Genomic DNA, 19,078 nt, shown 5'->3' with positions numbered 1-19,078 from the left:
AAGAGACGCGAAGGACCATGACCTCGATCGATCTGAACGCCGATCTCGGCGAGGGCTTCGGCCGCTGGCGGCTGACCGACGACGAGCGGCTGCTGTCCGTCGTCACCAGCGCCAACGTGGCCTGCGGCTTCCACGCCGGGGACGCGGTCACCATGCGGCGGGTGTGCGAGCTGGCGGCCGAGCGCGGCGTGCGGATCGGCGCGCAGGTCTCCTACCGGGACCTCGCCGGGTTCGGGCGGCGCGCGATGGACGTGCCGCCCGCCGAACTCGCGGCCGAGGTCGCGTACCAGATCGGCGCCCTGGAGGTCTTCGCGCGGGCGGCGGGCACGCGGGTGTCGTACGTCAAGCCGCACGGCGCCCTCTACAACCGGGTCGTGCACGACGAGGAGCAGGCCGGCGCGGTCGTCGAGGGGGTGCTGCTCGCGGACGGCGCGCTGCCGGTGCTCGGGCTGCCCGGCTCCCGGCTGCTGGAGCAGGCCGGGAAGGCCGGACTCCCGGCCGTCACCGAGGCGTTCGCCGACCGCGCGTACACCGACGAGGGCACGCTCGTGCCGCGCGGCCGGGACGGCGCGGTGGTCACCGACCCGGACACCGTCGTGGAACGCTCGGTGGGCCTCGCCCGCGCCGGGAGGGTCGCCTCGCACTCCGGGGCGCCCGTGGCGGTGCGGGCCCGCTCGCTGTGCCTGCACGGCGACACCCCGGGGGCGGTCGAGCTGGCGCGGCGGGTCCGGGAGCGGCTGGTGGCGTCGGGCGTGCGGGTGGAGGCGTTCGCATGAGGGCGCTGCCCGTCGGCGAGCGGGCGCTGCTCGTCGAGGTGTCCTCGGGTGAGGAGGCCGAGGCCCTGCACGCGGAGCTGCTGCGCCGCCGCGCGGCGGGCCTGCTGACGGTGGCCGAGATCGTGCCCGCGGCCCGTACGGTCCTGCTCGACGGCCTCGAGGAGCCGGACCGCCTGGCCCGTGAGCTGACGGCCGCCGAGGTGCCGCCCGTGCTCCCGCGCGCGGAGCGGGTGGTGGAGGTGCCCGTGCGCTACGACGGCCCGGACCTCGCCGCCGTCGCCGCCCACTGGGACGTCTCCGAACGGGAGGTCGCCCGCGTCCACGCCGCCACCGACTTCCGGGTCGCCTTCTGCGGGTTCGCCCCCGGTTTCGGCTACCTCACCGGTCTGCCCGCCCGCTGCCGTGTGCCGCGCCGCGCCACCCCGCGCACGGCCGTCCCGGCCGGTTCGGTGGCGCTGGCGGGGCCGTACACCGGGGTGTACCCGCACTCGTCGCCGGGCGGCTGGCAACTGATCGGCACGACCGACGCGGTGCTGTGGGATCCCGCGCGGGTGCCGGCGGCGCTGCTGTCGCCGGGCACACGTGTGCGCTTCGTCCCGGTGGGCGCCGTATGACGGACCGCGCGCTCGCCGTCGTACGCGCCGGGGCGCTCACCACCGTGCAGGACGAGGGGCGCCCCGGCCACGCGCACCTGGGCGTGCCCCGCTCCGGGGCGCTGGACGCGCCGGCCGCCGCGCTGGTCAACCGCCTGGTCGGCAACCGGCCCGGCGCGGCCGTCCTGGAGACCACCCTCAACGGCTGTACGCTGCGCCCCCGTTCGGCGGTCACCGTGGCGGTCGGCGGCGCGCCGTGCCCGGTAGCGGTGGACGGCCGGCCGGTGGCGTGGGGGGCGCCGGTGCGGGTGCCCGCCGGCGCGCTCCTGGACGTGGGCGCGGCCGTGGCGGGGGTACGCAGTTACGTCGCCGTCCACGGTGGCGTCGCCGTCGAGCCGGTCCTCGGCAGCCGCTCCACCGACCTGCTCTCCGGGCTCGGCCCGGCCCCCCTCACGGACGGTGCGGTGCTTCCCCTGGGGCGGCCGAGCGGTGTCCCCGCGCGCGTGGACGTCGCCCCGCAGCCGCGCCCTCCGGCCGAGCTGCTCCTGCGGGTGACCCTCGGTCCGCGCGACGACTGGTTCGGCCCGGCGGCGCTGCGCGCCCTCACCTCGCGCACGTACCGCGTGTCGGCGGCGAGCAACCGCATCGGCCTGCGCACCGACGGACCGGCCCTGGACCGCGCACGTGCGGGCGAACTCCCCAGCGAGGGCATGGTGCTGGGGGCGGTCCAGGTCCCGCCCGACGGCTGGCCGGTGGTCTTCCTGGCCGACCATCCGACGACCGGGGGCTACCCGGTGATCGCGGTCGTACGCGGCACCGACCTCCCGGCCGCCGCCCAGGCGGTCCCGGGGACACCGGTGCGGTTCGTCACGGCGGCCCGCCGCTGAGCGCCACGGCGTCCCGGGCCCCCGCCCACGGGGGCTCCCCTTGTCGGCCTGCTCCTCCTCGACCCGCTGCTCCACTCCAGGTCCCCGCCGCCCCCTCCAGGTCCGCCGCGCTCCTCGGACCGCCGCTCCCCTTCTCCCCCTCCCCTCCAGGCCCTCAGGTCATTCCTCTCCCTCAGACCGCGCCCGGCTCCGCTGTCTCCGCCATCGACAGCGCGGCCAGGGCCGCGGACACCGCGGCGGACGCGCGCAGGTCGAGGCGGGCGCTGGTGCCGCGGGCGCGGTGACGCAGCTCGTCCGCGGCGAGGGTGAGCAGTTGCGGGAGCAGGTCGGTGCAGCGCCGGGCCATCCAGCCCGTGCCCGCCGTGGCCAGCCACCACAGGCTCGCCGCCCGGTTGGGCGCGGGCAGTTCGGGCTCGGGCGAGGGCGCGGCGCCCGTCGCGAGGCCGGCCCCGGTGAGCAACGCGTGGAAGCGCACCGCCAGTTGGCGGTGCCCGCGCTCACCGGGGTGCAGCCGGTCCGCGCTCCACATGGCCCGGTCGCCGAGCCACTCCCCCTCGGCGGCGTGCAGATGCACCGCCCCGTACCGGTCGGACAGGGCGTGCACGACGGCGTTGACCGCCCGCTGCCGCCGGGCCAGCGGGCGGCCCAGCGCGCCCGGCAGGCCGAGCATCGCGCCGGGGTCCGGCAGGCAGGCGGTGAGCAGGACCGCGCCCCGGGCGGTGAACGCCGCGTACACCTGGTCGAGCCGGGCGGCCACGGCGTGGATGTCGAAGGTGCACCGCAGGGTGTCGTTGACGCCGACGACGACGGACACGAGGTCCGGCCGCAGGGCGAGAGCGGCCGGCAGCTGCCGCTCTCGCACGTCACGGGTCTGGGCCCCGCTGCGCGCGAGGTTGGTGAACTCCACCGGCGTCCGGGCGAGTCCGCCGGCCAGCAGCGCGGCCCAGCCGCGCCACCCGTCGCCGGCTGGGTCGCCCACGCCCTCGGTCAGCGAGTCGCCGAGGGCGACGAAGCGCACGGGTCTCATGCCACGCCCTCCGGCAGCACCCGGCGGGCGGCCGCCGGAACGTCGTGGGCGGCGAGGAACGCCTCCACCGAGGCGGCCCAGCCGAAGCACTCCGCACGCGCGCGTGCCGCCTCGCGCCGCTCCCGCTCGGGCCGGTGCAGCAGCGACTCCACGGCGTCCGCGAAGGCCTCCCCGCGGTCGGCCGCGGCCAGCCCGGCCGAGCCGATCACCTCGGGCAGCGCGGAGGAGGCGCTCGCCACCACGGGCGTGCCGCACGCCATCGCCTCCAGCGCGGCGAGCCCGAACGTCTCGGCGGGCCCGGGCGCCAGGCACACGTCCGCGGAGGCCTGCAACGCACCCAGCAGGGCGCGGTCGGAGACGTGCCCCAGGAAGGCGGCCGGCAGGCCGCCCTCGCGGGCCCGCTGCTCCAGCCGGGCCCGCAGCGGCCCGTCCCCGGCGACCACCAGCACCGCCCGCCGCCCCCGCCGCAGCAGTGTCTCCAGCGCGTCGAGCGCGGTGCCGGGCCGCTTCTCCACGGACAGCCGGGAGCACATCATCAACAGCGCCTCGTCGCCCCGCGCGTGCCGGGCGCGCAGGTCCTCGTCCCGCAGCGCCGGGTGACGTCCGGCCAGGTCCACGCCGAGGGGAGCGCGTACGACATTGCGCGCGCCGATGCGCACGAACTCGCGCTCGGCGAACTCGGTGGTGCACACCACGCGCGCGTAGGTGTGCGCGGTGCGGACGTTGAGGGCGTCGGCGGCGCGCCGGGACAGGTTCTCCGGCACGCCCCAGGTGCGCAGCACCCCGTCGGCGGTCTCGTGGGACACCATCACGGCGGGGACGCGGGCCCGCCTGGCCCACCGGCCGGTCCACCGCAGGGTCGTGCGGTCGGAGACCTCCAGCCGGTCCGGAGCCAGTTCCTCCAGGAGGGCGGCGATTCGCCGTCGGCCGGTGAGGACGCGGTAGCCGCCGGTCCCCGGCAGCAGCGGCCCGGGGAGGGTGATCACGCGGCCCTGCTCGGTCTCGCGGTCGGTGTGGCGCTCGCCCGGGACGACGAGCACCGGTTCGTGTCCGGCGGCCCTGTAGCCCGCGCCGAGTTCGCGCAGCGCGGTGCGCAGTCCGCCGGAGGCGGGGGCGACGAAGTTCGCCAGCCGGACGATGCGCAGGGAGCCGCTCATGCCGCCACCACCGTCCTGCGCGCGGCGAGCACGTCCTCGTAGTGGGCGATGAGTTCGTCGCCCACGGCCGCCCAGGTGCGGCCCTCGACGGCGGCGCGGGCGGCGGTCCCGAAGGCGGTCCGCAGCGCGGGGTCGGCGGCCAGGGCCGCCACGGCGTCCCGTACGGCGGCCGGGTCGTGGGGCGGCACGAGGAGCCCGGTGCGGCCGTGGTCGACCAGGTCGAGCGGGCCGCCGGCGGCCGGGGCCACCACGGGCACCCCGCTGGCCATGGCCTCCTGGACGGTCTGGCAGAAGGTCTCGAAGGGTCCGGTGTGCGCGAAGACGTCGAAGGAGGCGAAGACGCGGGCCAGGTCGTCGCCGGTGCGCCGGCCCAGGAACACCGCGCCGGGCAGTGCCTCGTCCAGGCCGGGCCGGCTCGGCCCGTCTCCCACCACCACGACCCGCACGCCCGGCAGGCCGCAGACGCCGGCGAGGAGTTCGACGTGCTTCTCGGGGGCGAGCCGTCCCACGTAGCCGACGATGAGCTCCCCGTTCGGGGCGAGCGCGCGGCGCAGCGCCGCGTCGCGGTGGCCGGGGCGGAAGCGGACGGTGTCCACGCCGCGCCGCCACAGTCCTACCCGTGGCACACCGTGCGCCTCCAGGTCGCGCCGGGCGGCGCTGGAGGGGGCCAGGGTGCGGTCGGCCGCCGCGTGCACGGAGCGCAGGCGCCGCCAGGCGGCCGCCTCGCCCGCGCCCACGTAGGTGCGGGCGTAGCCGGCCAGGTCGGTCTGGTAGACGGCGACGGCGGGGATGCCGAGCCGGCTGGCGGCGGCCATGCCGCGGACGCCGAGGACGAAAGGGCCGGCCAGGTGCACCACGTCGGCGCGGTGCCCGGTGAGCGCCGCGGCGACGCGCCGGCTGGGGAGGGCGACGCGGACCTGGGGGTAGCCGGGGAGCGGAAGGGACGGGACGCGGACGACCGGGCACGGGGCCGCGGCGTCGGGCCCGGCCCCGGGAAAGGGGGCGCCGCCCTGTCCGGACGGTGCCGGGGCCTTGGGCGGGGCGGGGGCGACGACGAGGGGAGCGTGACCGCGATCGACGAGGTGCCGGGCGGTCTGGAGCGCGCAGTGGGCCACGCCGTTCACATCGGGGGGAAAGGATTCGGTCACGATGACGACACGCATACCGGTGTTGTCGCCGGGCAGGACGTGGACGCGTCAACGTCGATCTTTCCGGACGAGGAACGTCCTGTGAGCGTTGGGCTGCGCGGCCGGGCAGGTCAGCCGCTGTCCACGCGCTCCTGACGCCGGGGTCGCCGAACGTTCACGCGGTCGGCGTGTCGGGGCCGATCCGGCTGCGGACGGCTGTCTGGACTTCGGCCTCCTCGGCCGGATCGGCGGCGAGCCGGCGCAGTTGCTCGACGACGCGCAGGTCGCCGGTCTCGGCGTGCCGGGCGGCGAGTTCGCGGGTGGTCTCCTCGCAGTCCCACAGGCATTCCACGGCGAATCCGGTGGCGAAGCAGGGGTCGGTGGCGGCCAGGGCGCGGGCGGCCCGGCCGCGCAGATGGGAGGAGGCGGTCTCGCGGTAGATGTGCCGCAGGACCGGGGCGGCGCAGGTGATGCCGAGCCGTCCGGTGCCGTCGACGAGGGTCCACAGGGTCGGCGCGTCGGGGCCCTCGCCGCGGACCGCCTCCCGGAGGGCGGCGAGGACGAGGTCGCGGTCCCGGGTCCCGCCCCGGCAGGCGAGGACGCGCCCGGCGGCGGCGCCCAGCCGGTCGGGACGCCGGGCCCAGCCGCGCGCCCGGTCCACGGCGGCGACGCTGCGCATCCGTTCGAAGGCGTCCACGGCAGCCTCCACGACGGCGGCAGAGCCGTCGGCCACCGCCGACTCGATCAGGTCCAGAGCGTCGGGGTCGTTGCCGTCGACGAGGTAGCGCAGCGCGGTACAGCGGGCGCCGTCGCTGCCGTGCCGGGCGGCCCGGACGATCTCGGGCCGGTCCTCCGGACCCGCGACGGCGGTGAGGCAGCGGGCGGCCGGGACGTGCAGGACGGCGCCCCGTTCGATGCCCTGCTGGGCCCACTCGAACACGGCCGCCACGCTCCACCCCGGGCGGGGCCCGGAGGGGCGCATCTGCCGCTGCCAGCGGTCGAAGCAGCCTGCCTCCTGGGCGATCCGCACGCGCGTGGCGACGGCCTCGCGCGGGTCCTCGGCCCACAGCCGCCACGGCCGGGGCTCGAAGGCGTCGCGCACGGTTGCGGCCAGTTCGGCCTCTCCCTCCGCGTCGGCCGGGAATCGCGCCAGGACGGGTGCGGCGAGGGCGCGCAGCCCCGCGTCGTCGTCCCGCAGCGCCAGTTCGTCCAGGGCCCAGGCCCAGTTCGAGCCGACGGCCGCGTACCGGCGCAGCAGGGCGAGGGCGTCGCGCCGGCCGTAGGAGGCGAGGTGGCCGAGCACCGCCAGGGCGAGGCCGGTGCGGGACTCGTCGGTGTCGAGGACGTCCTCGGGGTCGAAGAGGTGCGCCTCGACGGCGTCCAGCTCGCCGTTCAGGTCGAGGTAGAGCCGGGCGTAGTACAGGGAGCGGTTCTCCACCTGCCAGTCGTGGCGGGGGTCGCGCAGCACGCAGTGGTTCAGTGCCGCGAGGGTCTCGGCGCGGGGGGCGGTGAGCGCGTGCAGCGTGCCGTCGCCGCGGCCCCGCTGGAGCAGGCCGAGCAGCGTACCGCTGGGCGCTATGACCGGATCGAACATGGGAAACAGCCTCACATCAAGCGTCGACGCAACCGGGAAACACGCACTACCTGGCCGCGTGACACCACGTCGGAGCGCCCGCCGTCTCTTGCTTGCTGTAGCCCATCTTCCTCTGCCTCTCGTCGGTGGCCCATGCGGACCGCATCACGGCCCGCGCGGTGCGGCAACCCCTGCCCGGCCATCGCGTCCGTGAATCACGACGTCATGATGACCCCGGCGTGCGAGCTGCCGCGACCGAAATTTCCGGCGGCCCCGTACCGCCTCCCCCGTTTTCCTTGCCGTGCCTGGTCGAAGGGGCCGTCTCAGCTGCTCACGGCCCGTGGGTTCACTGCTCGCCGAACAGTTCCAGCAGCTGCGTCCGGCCGAACATCCGGGCCGTGTCCGCGGCCGACGGCGTGCCCAGGGAGGGGTCCGCGCCGCCTTCCAGCAGGGCCTCGATCACTTCCTGCTCCCCTTTGAAGACCGCTCCCGCGAGGGGCGTCTGACCCCGGTCGTTGACGCGGTCGGCGTCGGCGCCGCGGGCCAGCAGGGCGCGGACCGCGTCGGCGTGGCCGTGGTAGGCGGCGAGCATCACCAGGGAGTCGCCGCGGTCGTTGGTGAGATCGGCCGGGACGCCCGCGTCGACGTACGCGGCGAGCGCCTCGGTCCGCCCGCGCCGGGCCAGATCGAAGATCTTGGTCGCCAGCTCCACGACCTCGGGGTCGGGGGCTTCGGTCATCGGCCGGACCGCCTCTCACTGCGAACGATGGGACTGCGGGGAGCAAGCGTACGGCGGCGAACGGTGCCGTCCGTACGGGTGAATCGCCAGCGTACTGGCTCGCGCGGTCTCAGGACCGGACGGCCCGGAGGCGAGGATCACCACAGCCTGACCGGACGCGAGGGCGCCGGTCACCCGGGCCGGCGGGCTCCGCCAACGGATGGAAACCGACTGGAATTCACCCGCTTGCACCTTTTGTCATATAGATACATGCTGTGATGCTGGAAGGACTCAGGGTGACTGTCCTCCCTCGACACCAGGAGTACCGACATGATCCTCTCCATCTCAGGCGTCGTCCTGTTCGGCACCATCGTCTTCGTGTTCTTCCGCAAGGACGGACTCAAGCCCTCGCACGCGTGCGTGTCGACCCTGTTCGGCTTCTACCTGGCCAGCACGGCCGTCGCCCCGGGCATCAAGGCCGGCGGCGAGAGTCTGGCGAGCCTGCTGGGAGGCATGAGGTTCTGACGCCGTCCTCCCCAGAGGACCGCGTCACGCTCCGTCCAGGGGTCGACCCATCGCCCGTACGCACGTCCAGGAGGCAGAAGTGGCCCGGCGCCCCCTCCCCCGCATTCTGAGCACAGGCAGCGCGCAGATCGCCCGGAGCCGGGAGCTGGCCCGGACGGCGGCCGACAGTGCCACCGACGTCCTCCACCCGCTGATCACCATCACCCGGGGTCTGGGCCGGCTGGCCTCGGCCGGGCGGCGCAAGTGGGCGGACACCCCGAAGGACCGGCGAGGGCCACTGCTGTTCCTGGTGGCCTCGCTGATCCTGGTGGTGGCCCTCGTGCCGTACGGACCACTGCTCGCCGCCGTCACCCTGATGACGGCGGCGGCCTGGCAGGGCCGCGACCGCGCCCCGTCGCAGTCCGAGGGGCCCGACGAGACCCACGTCCAGCGGCTGCAGTCGCTGTACGAGGCCCTGGTCCCGTACTTCTCCGCCGCCGAGGACCCGGCGCCGCTGTACGCCCACGGCGGCGAGTGGGAGAAGGCCTTCCCCTCCTACGAGTTCGACGGCTCCAGCCGGATCTCCCACCTGCTGATCCGCTACCCGGCCTACTTCACCGACGGGGAGCCGGAGGCGCGCGCCCGCATCGAGCACCTGCTGACCGCCAAGTCCGGCCGCGGCCGCGAGTACCTCTTCGCCTGGAACGAGGAGGGCAACGAGCTCGCGATCACCGCCCTGGCACCGCTGCCCACCGACATCGCCGCCCAGCGCTTCGTCACCGCGCCGGGCGAGACGGTGCTCGGCTTCACCGACCCGGGCGAGGTCCAGCGCACGCTCCCCCTCGCCTTCGGCGAGGAGAAGCGGGACGTTCCGCCGGTCGTCTGGCGCACCGGCCTGCGCTCCACCGAGCCGCACCTGCTGGCCATGGGCCAGCCCGGCAGCGGCACCTCCACGCTGCTGCGCTCCCTCGCGCTGCAGGCCCTCCGGCACGGCGACGTGCTGATCGTGGACGGCGGCGGCACCGGCGAGTACGCCTGCCTCACCGGCCGGGACGGGGTCCTGGCCGTCGAGTGCGGGCTGACCGGGGTCCTGGCCAGCCTGGAGTGGGCCGCCACCGAGACCGAGCGCCGGCTGATCGCCGTCAACCGCGCGCGCCAGGCGGGCCAGCCGCCACCGGACGACACCAAGCGGCCCCTGTGGCTGCTGCTCGACCGGCCGACCGCGTTCACGCACCTGGCCGCCGCCGACGGCCGCAGGGAGCCGCAGGCCCTGCTCCAGGTCCCGCTGCGGCACGGCCGCGCGGTCAACGTCACGGTCGTCGTGGCCGACCAGTTCGACAGCGCCGACGCGCTGTGCGAGGCGGTACGGCAGCACACCCGCGCGCGCGTGGTGCTCGGGCCCGCCACGGCCGAGCAGCTCAAGGCGGTGCTGGGCGCGCCGGCGCACACGACACCGCTGTCCGCCGTCCCGCCCGGCCGCGGCTACGCCCGGCTGGGCACCGGGGCGGTCCACCGGCTGCAGGTCCCGGCGACCCCCGACCCGTACGACGACAACGCGAGCGAGGCGCACCGGCAGGCGGTGCTGGACCTCCTGCCGCCGAAGACCACGCCGGCGGACGGTGAGACGGTCCCGGAGCCGACGCAGGCCCTGCCCCCGGAACCGGCGGAGGTCGTGACCCCGGAACCGGCGGACGCCATGACGAAGGCGGCGGTGGCGGAGCCCTCGTAGCGGCAGGACACGCGCCGGGCGCGGGGCCCGCCGGAAGCCCGGCGCGCCCCGGGCCCGGGATCCGCCGGGCTTCCGGGAGAGGTCAGGCCACGAAGGTCCGCGGGGGTTCGGAGCCGCCGGAGGCCCCCGTTTCGACCAGCCGTGCCGCCGCCGCCAGCCGCGTCGCGGCCTCCTCGGCCACCGCGCCCCCGACCGTGAACGGCAGCCGCACATACCCCTCGAAGGCGCCGTCGACCCCGAAGCGCGGGCCGGACGGGACGCGCACGCCGACCCGCTCGCCCGCCTCGGCGAGGCGGGAGCCCGACAGCCCGCCCGTGCGCACCCACAGCGTGAGCCCGCCGCCCGGCACCTCGAACTCCCAGTCCGGCAGCTCCCGCCGTACCGCCGTGACCAGCGCGTCCCGGTGGCCGCGGGCCTGCTCGCGCCGGACCTCCACGGCCTGCTCCCAGCCCCCGGTGCTGAACAGCCAGTTCACGGCGAGCTGCTCCAGGACGGGGGTGCCGAGGTCGGCGTAGGCGCGCGCGGCGACCAGGCTGCGGACCACGTCCGGGGCCGCCCGGACCCAGCCGATGCGCATCCCGGCCCAGAAGGCCTTGCTGGCCGAGCCCACGGTGATCACCGTGGATCCGGCCGGGTCGAAGCCGCAGACCGGCCGCGGCATGTCCAGGCCGGGCTCCAGGTACAGCTCACTCATGGTCTCGTCGACGACGAGCACCGTCCCCGCCGACCGCGCCGCCTCCACCAGCCGGCGCCGCTGGTCCTCGTCGGCCAGCGCGCCGGTCGGGTTGTGGAAGTCGGCGACGACGTAGGCGAGGCGCGGCGCTGCCTCGCGGAGCACCTGGCGCCAGCGGTCCATGTCCCACCCGGCGAGCCCCTCGGCCATGGCCACCGGCACCAGCCGGGCGCCCGCCTCCCGCATCAGCTGCAGGATGTTCGCGTAGCTCGGCGACTCGACGGCGATGCGTTCGCCGCGGCCCCCGAACAGATGGCAGATGGCGTCGATGGCACCCATGGCACCCGTCGTCACCATGATCTGCTCGGGCATGGTCGGAATGCCGCGCGCGGTGTACCGCTCGGCGATCATCGAGCGCAGCGCGGGCAGCCCGGCCGGGTAGTCGCCGTGCGTGTGGGCGTACGGCGGCAGCTCCTCCAGGGCGCCCTGCACGGCCCGGGTCAGCCAGGGCTCGGGGGCGGGCAGGGCCGCGCAGCCGAGGTCGATCATCGAGCCCAGCGCCTCGGGCGGCAGCGGTTCCAGCCCCCGCGCGGGCAGCGGGTTCCCGGCCGGGACCGCGGTCCAGCTGCCCGCCCCGCGCCGGGACTCCAGGAAGCCCTCGGTGCGCAGCGCCTCGTAGGCGGCGGCCACCGTGGTGCGGCTCACCGACAGGGACAGGGCCAGCTCCCGCTCGGCGGGCAGCCGGGCGGCCACCGGGACGCGGCCCTCGAGCACCAGCAGCCGGATGCCGTCGGCGAGCGCGCGGTAGGCGGGCGGGCGGCGCGCGCCGGGGCCCGCCGGACGGTCCTGCTGGGAGGTGAGCAGCCGGGCGAGCTGCGCGGCACCCACCGCCGAGGTCCACTGCGCCATGATTTCCAGTCCACCTTCCCCGAATTGGCCATGGATGGCTTCTCTTCCCAAGCCACAGAGTGTCACGCGTCAGGCCACTGCCACCACCCAGGGGGTTCACTGTGTCCACACCGGGCCGACTCGGACGACGGCTGATCCAGCTCTACGCGGGCCTCGCGCTGTACGGCGCCAGCTCCGCGCTCCTGGTCGAGGCCGGCCTGGGCCTGGAGCCCTGGAACGTTCTGCACCAGGGACTGTCCGAGCTGACCGGTCTGACCATCGGCGTGGTGTCGATCGTCGTGGGGGCCGCGGTGCTGCTGCTGTGGATCCCGCTGCGCCAGCGCCCCGGGCTGGGCACGGTCTCCAACGTCTTCGTGGTCGGTCTCGCCATGGACGGCACCCTGGCGCTGGTGCCCGAGGCGCACTCCCTTCTCGTCCGGGTGCCCCTGCTCCTCGCGGGCGTCCTGCTCAACGGCGCCGCCACCGGGCTGTACATCGTGGCCGGCTTCGGGCCGGGCCCCCGGGACGGGCTGATGACCGGACTGCACCGGCGCACGGGCCGCTCGATCCGCCTGACGCGCACGGTCGTGGAGGTGGCGGTCGTCGCCACCGGCTTCGCCCTCGGCGGCACGGCCGGCACCGGCACCCTGCTGTACGCGCTCGCCATCGGCCCGCTGGCCCAGTTCTTCCTGCGCGTGTTCGCCGCCCCGGCGGCATCCCCGGGCAGCACGGTCGTTGCCACCGGGACACCCGAACGGGCGATACTGCGACCGTGACCACGCTCGTACGCCACCCGTACATCGACCACCCGGGCCCCCTCGCCTTCGCGCACCGCGGCGGGGCGGCCGACGGCCTGGAGAACACCGTGGCGCAGTTCCGGCGCGCGGTCGCGCTGGGCTACCGCTACATCGAGACCGATGTGCACGCCACGGCGGACGGCAGACTCGTCGCCTTCCACGACGCGACCCTGGACCGGGTGACCGACGGCGCGGGCCGGATCGCGGACCTGCCGTGGCGGGAGGTGGCGCGGGCGCGCGTGGCGGGCCGTGAGCCGGTGCCGCTCTTCGAGGAACTGCTGGAGACCTTCCCCGAGGTGCGCTGGAACGTCGACGTGAAGGCCGAGCCGGCGCTGCGCCCGCTGCTGGACCTGGTCGAGCGGGCGAACGCCTGGGAGCGCGTCTGCGTCGGCTCCTTCTCCGAGGCACGTGTGGTCCGGGCCCAGCGGCTCGCCGGACCGCGCCTGGCCACGTCGTACGGCACCCGCGGGGTGCTGGGGCTGCGGCTGCGCTCCTGGGGCCTGCCGGCCGCGCCGCGCCGCTCGGCGGTCGCCGCGCAGGTGCCGGTGGCGCAGTCGGGCGTCCCGGTGGTGGACCCGCGCTTCCTGCGCGCCGCCCACGCGCGCGGGCTTCAGGTGCACGTGTGGACGGTCAACGAGCCCGCGTGGATGCACCGGCTCCTGGACCTCGGCGTCGATGGCATCATGACCGATCACATCGACACGTTGCGCGAGGTCATGGAGGACCGCGGCGTCTGGGTCTGAGCCCCGGCCCGTCCCTTCCGACAAGCCGCGCGGGATCTCCGGCGGGGAAGCGAGGGCACGGGTGGGCACCGGCACCGTGCGGTCAGAGACGGCCGACGAGGCCGCGGAACGGGGGCGGGAGCAGCGCGGCTGGTATTTCTACGACTGGGCGTGCTCCGTCTACTCGACGAGCGTGCTCACCGTGTTCCTCGGCCCCTACCTCACCTCGGTGGCCGAGTCGGCGGCGGACGCGGACGGCTTCGTGCACCCGCTGGGCGTCCCGGTGCGGGCCGGATCGTTCTTCGCCTACTGCGTGTCGGCGTCCGTGATCCTCGCCGTCCTCCTGATGCCGGTGGCGGGCGCCGCGGCCGACCGGACGGGCCGGAGGAAGCCGCTGCTGGCGGCCGCCGCCTATGCGGGCGCCACCGCGACCACGGGTCTGTTCCTGCTGGACGGCGACCGCTACCTGCTCGGCGGGGTGCTGCTGATCGTCGCCAACGCCTCGCTGGCCGTCTCGATGGTCCTGTACAACTCCTATCTGCCGCAGATCGCCCCGCCCGAGGAGCGCGACGCGGTCTCGGCGCGCGGCTGGGCCTTCGGCTACGCCTCCGGCTCCCTGGTGCTGATCGCGAACCTGGTGCTCTTCACCGCGCACGGCTCCTTCGGTGTCTCCGAGACCGCGGCGGTCCGGATCTGCCTGGCCTCGGCGGGCCTGTGGTGGGGCGCCTTCACCCTCGTGCCGCTGCGGCGGCTGCGGGACCGCCGCGCGCCGGCGGACGCCACGGCGACGGCGGCGCGTGCGCACGGCCGGCGGCAACTCGCGGCCACGTTCCGGGACATGCGGCAGCGACCGCTCACCCTGGCCTTCCTGCTCGCCTACCTCATCTACAACGACGGCATCCAGACGGTGATCTCCCAGGCCTCCGTCTACGGATCCGAGGAGCTGGGCCTGAGCCAGTCGACGCTGATCACGGCGGTGCTGATGGTCCAGGTGCTCGCGGTGGCGGGGGCGCTCGGCATGGGGCGGCTGGCCCGCAGGTACGGGGCCAAGAGGACGGTCCTCGGTTCGCTGATCGCGTGGGCGGTGACGCTCGGCGCCGGATACTTCCTGCCCGCCGGGGCGCCGGTGGGGTTCTTCGTGCTGGCCGGCGGCATCGGGCTGGTCCTCGGCGGCAGCCAGGCGCTGTCCCGGTCGCTGTTCTCGCACCTGGTTCCGCCGGGCAAGGAGGCCGAGTACTTCTCTGCGTACGAGATGAGCGACCGCGGCATGAGCTGGCTGGGGCCCCTGCTGTTCGGCCTCACCTATCAGCTGACCGGCAGCTACCGGGACGCGATCGTCTCGCTGGTGGTCTTCTTCGCGCTCGGGTTCGTGCTGCTCGCGCGGGTTCCGGTGCGGCGGGCGATCAGTGCCGCGGGCAATCCGGTCCCTGATCGGATTTAGCACTCGGGCCGAAAGGGCGGTAGTGTACGCGTTTGGCCTGCCAGGCGTACCGTTACTGCGTGTCAAAGATACCGAAACGCTGGGTGACATCTCCTTGCAGATGTGACAAACCGGGCGCCGGTGGGTACTGCACTGGTTGACAAGGCTGCGGCTACGACGGCGACGCATGACCCGGAACGGGACATCGGAACGGGAATCTTTACCGCCGACCGGACGTTGACCGGATGACGACGACAGCGACACCTGTCCTGTGGGCGACAAGCCCGGGAGGCACGATTCATGAGTGAGCGAGCTCTTCGCGGCACGCGCCTCGTGGTGACCAGCTACGAGACCGACCGCGGTATCGACCTGGCTCCGCGCCAGGCCGTGGAGTACGCATGCGAGAAGGGGCACCGGTTCGAGATGCCCTTCTCGGTCGAGGCGGAGATCCCGCCGGAGTGGGAGTGCAAGGTCTGCGGGGCCCAGGCACTCCTCGTCGACGGCGACGGTCCGGAGGAGAAGAAGGGCAAGCCCGCGCGTACGCACTGGGACATGCTGATGGAGCGGCGCACCCGTGAGGAACTCGAAGAGGTCCTCGAGGAGCGTCTGGCCGTTCTGCGGTCCGGAGCAATGAACATCGCGGTCCATCCGCGGGACAGCCGCAAGTCGGCCTGAGTCCCGTCGGCCGGACCCTCGGCCGGATCACCGCGCACGCCAACATGACCGCGGGCGCCGTACGTGTTGTTGACGTACGGCGCCCGCGGTCTTGCTGCTGCCCACGTCGTGCCCGAGCCCGCGCGTTTGCCGGAGGTCCGCTCGCGCCGCCGGTCAGCTCGTGCCCGAGTCGCCCGAGTCGCCCGAGTCCGCTCGTACCGCTCAGCGGGTGAGCGGCGGGCGCTGCTCCCGGGGTCCGTCCGCCGGCTCCTCCCGGATCACCTCGCCCTGGACGACCCTGCCGTCCGGCCGGTGGACGCGCATCTGCTGGAAGGCGTCGCCCAGGCTGCCCGGGGCGGCCGTGCGCAACCTGCGGTCCACCGTGCGCTCCGTCAGGCGGCTCACCGCCCGCTGGACCGGCGGGATCAGCAGGAGCAGCCCCGCGACGTCCGAGATCAGGCCGGGGAGCATCAGCAGCAGGCCGCCCAGCATCACCAGCCCGTTTCCACCGCGGCGATCCGGGGTGCCGCCGCGCTGCAGGGCCTCGTTCAGGTTCTGGAAGGCGCGCCGGCCGGCCCGCTTGATCACCGCCGCGCCGAGCACGAACCCGGCGAGCAGCAGCAGGAAGACCGTGAAGCCGCCGGCCACACCCGCGACCACCGTCAGCAGCCAGATCTCCAGCGCCAGCCACGCCACCACGCCCAGCGGCAGGTATTGGAGGAGCCGGGAGCGCCGGGGCCGGGTGGAGAGCGGAGAGGTCGGAGCGCCTGTCGTCATGCCCCCAGTGTGCCTGGCCGCGGCTCAGCACGGGATAAGCGGGACGGGGGGCTCCCCCACGCGCTCCCGCTCGCCCGGTGCGCGCCCCGGCTACGACCGCTCCTGACCGCCGCGGCCGGTGAGCTTGCTCACCCGCTCCCCCACACCCCAGGACGTGACCCGCCACAGCGCCTCGACGACGATGTCCCGGCTCATCTTGGAGTCGCCGAGCTCCCGCTCCACGAACGTGATGGGCACCTCGACCACGTGGTAGCCGGCTCTGACGGCCCGCCGGGCCAGATCGACCTGGAAGCAGTAGCCCTGGGAGGCCACCTCTTCGAGGCCGAGTCCCTCCAGGGTGCCGCGGCGGAAGGCGCGGTAGCCGCCGGTGACGTCCCGGATCGGCACGTCGAGCATGAGCCGCGAGTAGGTGCTGCCGCCGCGCGAGAGGAACTCGCGGGACTTCGGCCAGTTCACCACCCGGCCGCCGGGCACCCACCGGGAACCGAGCACCAGGTCGGCGCCCTTGAGGGCGGTGAGCAGGCGGGGCAGCTCCTCGGGCTGGTGGGAGCCGTCGGCGTCCATCTCGACCAGCACGCCGTAGTCGCGCTCCAGACCCCAGCGGAAGCCCGCGAGGTAGGCGGCGCCGAGGCCCTCCTTGCCCTTGCGGTGCAGCACGTGGACCTGTGCGTCGTCGGCCGCCAGCTCGTCGGCGAGCTTGCCGGTGCCGTCGGGGCTGTTGTCGTCGGCCACCAGCACGTGCGCCTCGGGCACGGCCTTGCGCACCCGGCCGACGATCGCCTTGATGTTCTCCGACTCGTTGTAGGTCGGGATGATCACCAAGGGGGTGCCGAGCGGGCCGTACCGTCTCTGCCGGGCCTGTGCCGCGCCGTTGCCGTCGCCGTCGTTCACTGCTGCCCCTTCATGTCCATACGCAGAGGTCCACCATAGTGGCCGCGGCCTGCGCCGACGTGACGGCACGTTCGTACGGTGGTGTCGGTTCGACAAGAGCGGGGTAAGACCGCACTTTTCAGGATCTTTTCCGGGTCTTCCCGTCCTGCGAGTGGGGGCCCCGGCGCCCTTCGGGCCGACCTCGGGCCCGCTGGCTGCGGATCGGCCGAGAGCCGTTGTCTACTGAGCACCCGGGCCCCACCCGGGTCACACCTTGCCGACCGTCCGGAACATTCCCCCGCCGACGCGGGCGCTGAGCCTGGCTCCCAGTGACGGTGACCCGGTGCGGCACACCGTCCCTGACCCAGCGGCGCCGCGACGCGTGCACGGAAGTTCCCCGGGTCGGGCGTCCGGTGGTGGACCCGGCAGAACCTACCGGCCCCCTGCCGCTGCCTGTCAACAGCCGTTTGAACTGCGCAAACGGTCGCCCTGCCGGCTCCGGCGCGGAGGATGCGCAGGTCGCGCGACGGGGCGGCGGACGGTGAACGCCGCCGCGCCACCCCAGGAGATCACTCCCCCGGCCGTACGAAAACCGTCCGCCCGCCCACCACGGTGCGCAGGCAGACGGGCAGGTCACGGCCCGGCGTGAGGTCGGGCAGTCCGGGCGTGCCGGAGCGCGGGTCGGTCGACCAGCGCGCGACCCGGTCGTCCGGGGCCTGCACCACAAGCTCGTCGGTGCGCCAGACGGCGTAGTCCGCGGGGGCGCCCGGCACCAGGACACCCGCGTCGTCCCGGCCGGTCGCCCGCCAGCCGCCGCGCGTGTGCGCGGTGAACGCGGCGCGCACCGAGACCCGGTGCCCGGGGGTGCGGTGGAAGGCCGCCGCCCGGACCGTGCCCCACGGGTCGAGCGGGGTGACGGGGCTGTCGGAGCCGAGCGCGAGGGGGACCCCGGCGCGCAGCAGGGCCGCGAACGGGTTCAGCGTGCGGGCCCGCTCGGCGCCGAGGCGCCGCGCGTACATGCCGTCCTCGCCGCCCCACAGGGCGTCGAATGCGGGCTGCACGGAGGCGGTCAGGCCCAGTTCGGCGAACGCGGCGATCGTCCGGGGGGTCAGCATCTCGGCGTGCTCGACCCGGTGGCGGGCGGCGCGGACGCGGGCCGTGCCCACCTTGTCGGCAGCGGCGCGCACCCCCTCCACGACCGCGGTCACGGCGGCGTCACCGATGGCGTGGAAGCCCGCCTGGAGGCCCGCCTCGGTGCAGGCGACGACGTGGGCGGCGACGTCCTCGGCGTCCAGGTAGGCGGTGCCGGTGTGGCCGGCGTCGGCGTACGGGCGGTGCAGGCAGGCGGTGTGCGAACCGATGGAGCCGTCGACGAAGAGGTCGCCCGCCGCGCCGGCCGCGCCCAGCGCGCGGGCCCGGGCGACGCCCTCCTCGCCCGCCTCCGCCCAGTAGCCGGTCACGCGCGGGCCGGACTCCTCGGCGGCGAGCCGCAGCAGGCCGGTGAAGTCTTCCTCGGAGGAGATGTCCGGTCCGGCGCACTCGTGCACGGAGCCGATGCCGAGGGCGGCCGCGCGGGCCAGGGCGGCGCGCTGGGCCTCGGCGCGCTGGGCGGGGGTGACGGCGGCGAACGCGGCGGCGCGCACGGCGTGGTGGGCGTCGGCGGTGAGCGGGCCGTCCACCGGTCCGAGGCCCGGCACGAGGTCGAGCAGCGCGGTGGTGACGACCGCCGAGTGGACGTCGATCCGGGTCAGGTAGAGGGGACGGCCGCCGGTGGCGGCGTCTAGCTCCGCGCGGGTCGGGGGGCGGCCACCGGGCCAGCGCGCCGCGTCCCAGCCGTGGCCGAGCAGCACACGGTCGTCCGGGCGGGCGGCTGCGAAGTCCCGTACCGCCGCGAGGGCAGCCTCCAGGGTCGGGGCGCCGGACAGATCGAGGCCGGTCAGCGCGAGTCCCGTCGCGGTGGTGTGCACATGGGCGTCGGTGAAGGCCGGGGTGACCAGGGCGCCGTCCAGGTCGACCACCTCGTCGACGCCGTCCGCGAAGGCGTCGGCCGCGCCCTCGGAGCCGACCCAGGCCACGTGTCCCGCCTCGACGACCATCGCCGTGGCGAACGGGTCGGCGGGGCTGTGGACCTCACCGCGGCGGAGGAGGACGGTCTGGGGCTCGGCGGTGCGCTCACTCATGGGGAA

At 75.2% G+C, this 19,078-nt stretch carries 18 protein-coding genes; 9 read left to right on the top strand and 9 right to left on the bottom strand.

Translation table 11 applies throughout. The features are described 5' to 3' along the window. The first annotated feature begins 17 nt into the window (after window positions 1-17). Genes ACF1A5_RS30850 through ACF1A5_RS30840 form a run of 3 tightly spaced genes read left to right on the top strand, consistent with a single transcriptional unit; the run spans window position 18 to window position 2,256 of the window. On the top strand, window positions 18-776 hold the full coding sequence (locus ACF1A5_RS30850) for a 5-oxoprolinase subunit PxpA (protein WP_356185004.1): 759 nt from the start codon (window positions 18-20) through the stop codon (window positions 774-776). Further along, a complete protein-coding gene (pxpB, locus tag ACF1A5_RS30845) occupies window positions 773-1,390 on the top strand; it encodes a 5-oxoprolinase subunit PxpB (protein ID WP_392196166.1) in 618 nt (205 codons plus the stop codon). Before ACF1A5_RS30850 ends, pxpB begins: the two co-directional genes overlap by 4 nt. Further along, window positions 1,387-2,256, top strand: a complete 870-nt coding sequence (locus ACF1A5_RS30840; protein WP_392196165.1) for a biotin-dependent carboxyltransferase family protein — start codon at window positions 1,387-1,389, stop codon at window positions 2,254-2,256. The genes pxpB and ACF1A5_RS30840 overlap by 4 nt, the downstream gene beginning before the upstream one ends. A 172-nt stretch (window positions 2,257-2,428) precedes the next feature. Here ACF1A5_RS30840 and ACF1A5_RS30835 read toward each other — a convergent pair whose 3' ends face one another. The 5 genes from ACF1A5_RS30835 to ACF1A5_RS30815 form a co-directional block, all read right to left on the bottom strand. Continuing rightward, the gene (locus tag ACF1A5_RS30835) at window positions 2,429-3,283 is read right to left on the bottom strand and encodes an SGNH/GDSL hydrolase family protein (protein ID WP_392196164.1); all 855 of its coding nucleotides are present in this window, start codon (window positions 3,281-3,283) and stop codon (window positions 2,429-2,431) included. Further along, window positions 3,280-4,440: a glycosyltransferase gene (locus ACF1A5_RS30830; protein WP_392196163.1), complete on the bottom strand. Its 1,161-nt coding sequence runs from the start codon at window positions 4,438-4,440 to the stop codon at window positions 3,280-3,282. The genes ACF1A5_RS30835 and ACF1A5_RS30830 overlap by 4 nt, the downstream gene beginning before the upstream one ends. Then, complete coding sequence (locus ACF1A5_RS30825) at window positions 4,437-5,603, bottom strand: glycosyltransferase family 4 protein (RefSeq protein WP_392196162.1); 1,167 nt, start codon at window positions 5,601-5,603, stop codon at window positions 4,437-4,439. The genes ACF1A5_RS30830 and ACF1A5_RS30825 overlap by 4 nt, the downstream gene beginning before the upstream one ends. A gap of 139 nt (window positions 5,604-5,742) precedes the next feature. Then, the gene (locus ACF1A5_RS30820) at window positions 5,743-7,161 is read right to left on the bottom strand and encodes a HEAT repeat domain-containing protein (RefSeq protein WP_392196161.1); all 1,419 of its coding nucleotides are present in this window, start codon (window positions 7,159-7,161) and stop codon (window positions 5,743-5,745) included. Between the two features lie 325 nt (window positions 7,162-7,486). Then, window positions 7,487-7,879 (bottom strand): ankyrin repeat domain-containing protein, encoded by a 393-nt coding sequence (locus ACF1A5_RS30815; RefSeq protein WP_392196160.1) that lies wholly within the window; start codon window positions 7,877-7,879, stop codon window positions 7,487-7,489. A gap of 309 nt (window positions 7,880-8,188) precedes the next feature. Here ACF1A5_RS30815 and ACF1A5_RS30810 point away from each other — a divergent pair, with 309 nt between their 5' ends. Next, window positions 8,189-8,383 carry a hypothetical protein gene (locus tag ACF1A5_RS30810; RefSeq protein ID WP_392196159.1) on the top strand — a complete coding sequence of 65 codons (195 nt, stop codon included), beginning with the start codon at window positions 8,189-8,191 and terminating at the stop codon, window positions 8,381-8,383. A 79-nt stretch (window positions 8,384-8,462) separates the two neighbouring features. Next, window positions 8,463-10,091: a hypothetical protein gene (locus ACF1A5_RS30805; protein WP_392196158.1), complete on the top strand. Its 1,629-nt coding sequence runs from the start codon at window positions 8,463-8,465 to the stop codon at window positions 10,089-10,091. A gap of 82 nt (window positions 10,092-10,173) precedes the next feature. On the opposite strand, the gene ACF1A5_RS30800 is transcribed toward ACF1A5_RS30805, so the two are convergent. Then, complete coding sequence (locus tag ACF1A5_RS30800; RefSeq protein WP_392196157.1) at window positions 10,174-11,673, bottom strand: PLP-dependent aminotransferase family protein; 1,500 nt, start codon at window positions 11,671-11,673, stop codon at window positions 10,174-10,176. 101 nt (window positions 11,674-11,774) lie between these two features. Between ACF1A5_RS30800 and ACF1A5_RS30795 the strand changes: the two genes are divergently transcribed. From ACF1A5_RS30795 to ACF1A5_RS30780, 4 genes are all read left to right on the top strand, one after another. Beyond that, a complete protein-coding gene (locus ACF1A5_RS30795) occupies window positions 11,775-12,428 on the top strand; it encodes a YitT family protein (RefSeq protein ID WP_392196156.1) in 654 nt (217 codons plus the stop codon). Continuing rightward, entirely contained in the window at window positions 12,425-13,192 is a 768-nt protein-coding gene (locus tag ACF1A5_RS30790) for a glycerophosphodiester phosphodiesterase (protein ID WP_392196155.1), read from the top strand. The genes ACF1A5_RS30795 and ACF1A5_RS30790 overlap by 4 nt, the downstream gene beginning before the upstream one ends. Before the next feature lie 61 nt (window positions 13,193-13,253). Continuing rightward, window positions 13,254-14,612 carry an MFS transporter gene (locus ACF1A5_RS30785; RefSeq protein ID WP_392196154.1) on the top strand — a complete coding sequence of 453 codons (1,359 nt, stop codon included), beginning with the start codon at window positions 13,254-13,256 and terminating at the stop codon, window positions 14,610-14,612. 279 nt (window positions 14,613-14,891) lie between these two features. Next, window positions 14,892-15,266, top strand: coding sequence for an RNA polymerase-binding protein RbpA (locus tag ACF1A5_RS30780; RefSeq protein ID WP_109379407.1), 375 nt, complete (start codon window positions 14,892-14,894; stop codon window positions 15,264-15,266). A 201-nt stretch (window positions 15,267-15,467) separates the two neighbouring features. Here ACF1A5_RS30780 and fxsA read toward each other — a convergent pair whose 3' ends face one another. The 3 genes from fxsA to ACF1A5_RS30765 all read right to left on the bottom strand — a co-directional run bounded on the left by fxsA (window position 15,468) and on the right by ACF1A5_RS30765 (window position 19,072). Further along, a complete protein-coding gene (gene fxsA, locus ACF1A5_RS30775; protein ID WP_392196153.1) occupies window positions 15,468-16,022 on the bottom strand; it encodes an FxsA family membrane protein in 555 nt (184 codons plus the stop codon). Between the two features lie 90 nt (window positions 16,023-16,112). Then, window positions 16,113-16,913 carry a polyprenol monophosphomannose synthase gene (locus ACF1A5_RS30770; RefSeq protein WP_392196152.1) on the bottom strand — a complete coding sequence of 267 codons (801 nt, stop codon included), beginning with the start codon at window positions 16,911-16,913 and terminating at the stop codon, window positions 16,113-16,115. A 548-nt stretch (window positions 16,914-17,461) separates the two neighbouring features. Next, window positions 17,462-19,072 carry an amidohydrolase gene (locus tag ACF1A5_RS30765; RefSeq protein WP_392196151.1) on the bottom strand — a complete coding sequence of 537 codons (1,611 nt, stop codon included), beginning with the start codon at window positions 19,070-19,072 and terminating at the stop codon, window positions 17,462-17,464. Between the last annotated feature and the right edge of the window lie 6 nt (window positions 19,073-19,078).

Source organism: Streptomyces sp. NPDC014864, assembly GCF_043081525.1.
In the GTDB taxonomy this organism is placed as follows: Bacteria; Actinomycetota; Actinomycetes; order Streptomycetales; family Streptomycetaceae; genus Streptomyces.
The sequence above is the reverse complement of the archived record's forward strand: the minus strand, read 5'-3'. Positions and strand labels throughout refer to the sequence as shown.

Excerpts from the sequence above, each read along its gene's own strand:
- ACF1A5_RS30815 (WP_392196160.1), bottom strand. The coding sequence starts at position 7,879 with ATGACCGAAGCCCCCGACCCCGAGGTCGTGGAGCTGGCGACCAAGATC.
- ACF1A5_RS30810 (WP_392196159.1), top strand. The coding sequence starts at position 8,189 with ATGATCCTCTCCATCTCAGGCGTCGTCCTGTTCGGCACCATCGTCTTC.
- ACF1A5_RS30800 (WP_392196157.1), bottom strand. The coding sequence starts at position 11,673 with ATGGCGCAGTGGACCTCGGCGGTGGGTGCCGCGCAGCTCGCCCGGCTG.
- ACF1A5_RS30830 (WP_392196163.1), bottom strand. The coding sequence starts at position 4,440 with ATGAGCGGCTCCCTGCGCATCGTCCGGCTGGCGAACTTCGTCGCCCCC.
- fxsA (WP_392196153.1), bottom strand. The coding sequence starts at position 16,022 with ATGACGACAGGCGCTCCGACCTCTCCGCTCTCCACCCGGCCCCGGCGC.
- ACF1A5_RS30825 (WP_392196162.1), bottom strand. The coding sequence starts at position 5,603 with ATGCGTGTCGTCATCGTGACCGAATCCTTTCCCCCCGATGTGAACGGC.
- ACF1A5_RS30820 (WP_392196161.1), bottom strand. The coding sequence starts at position 7,161 with ATGTTCGATCCGGTCATAGCGCCCAGCGGTACGCTGCTCGGCCTGCTC.
- ACF1A5_RS30835 (WP_392196164.1), bottom strand. The coding sequence starts at position 3,283 with ATGAGACCCGTGCGCTTCGTCGCCCTCGGCGACTCGCTGACCGAGGGC.
- ACF1A5_RS30850 (WP_356185004.1), top strand. The coding sequence starts at position 18 with ATGACCTCGATCGATCTGAACGCCGATCTCGGCGAGGGCTTCGGCCGC.
- ACF1A5_RS30765 (WP_392196151.1), bottom strand. The coding sequence starts at position 19,072 with ATGAGTGAGCGCACCGCCGAGCCCCAGACCGTCCTCCTCCGCCGCGGT.
- ACF1A5_RS30840 (WP_392196165.1), top strand. The coding sequence starts at position 1,387 with ATGACGGACCGCGCGCTCGCCGTCGTACGCGCCGGGGCGCTCACCACC.
- pxpB (WP_392196166.1), top strand. The coding sequence starts at position 773 with ATGAGGGCGCTGCCCGTCGGCGAGCGGGCGCTGCTCGTCGAGGTGTCC.
- ACF1A5_RS30780 (WP_109379407.1), top strand. The coding sequence starts at position 14,892 with ATGAGTGAGCGAGCTCTTCGCGGCACGCGCCTCGTGGTGACCAGCTAC.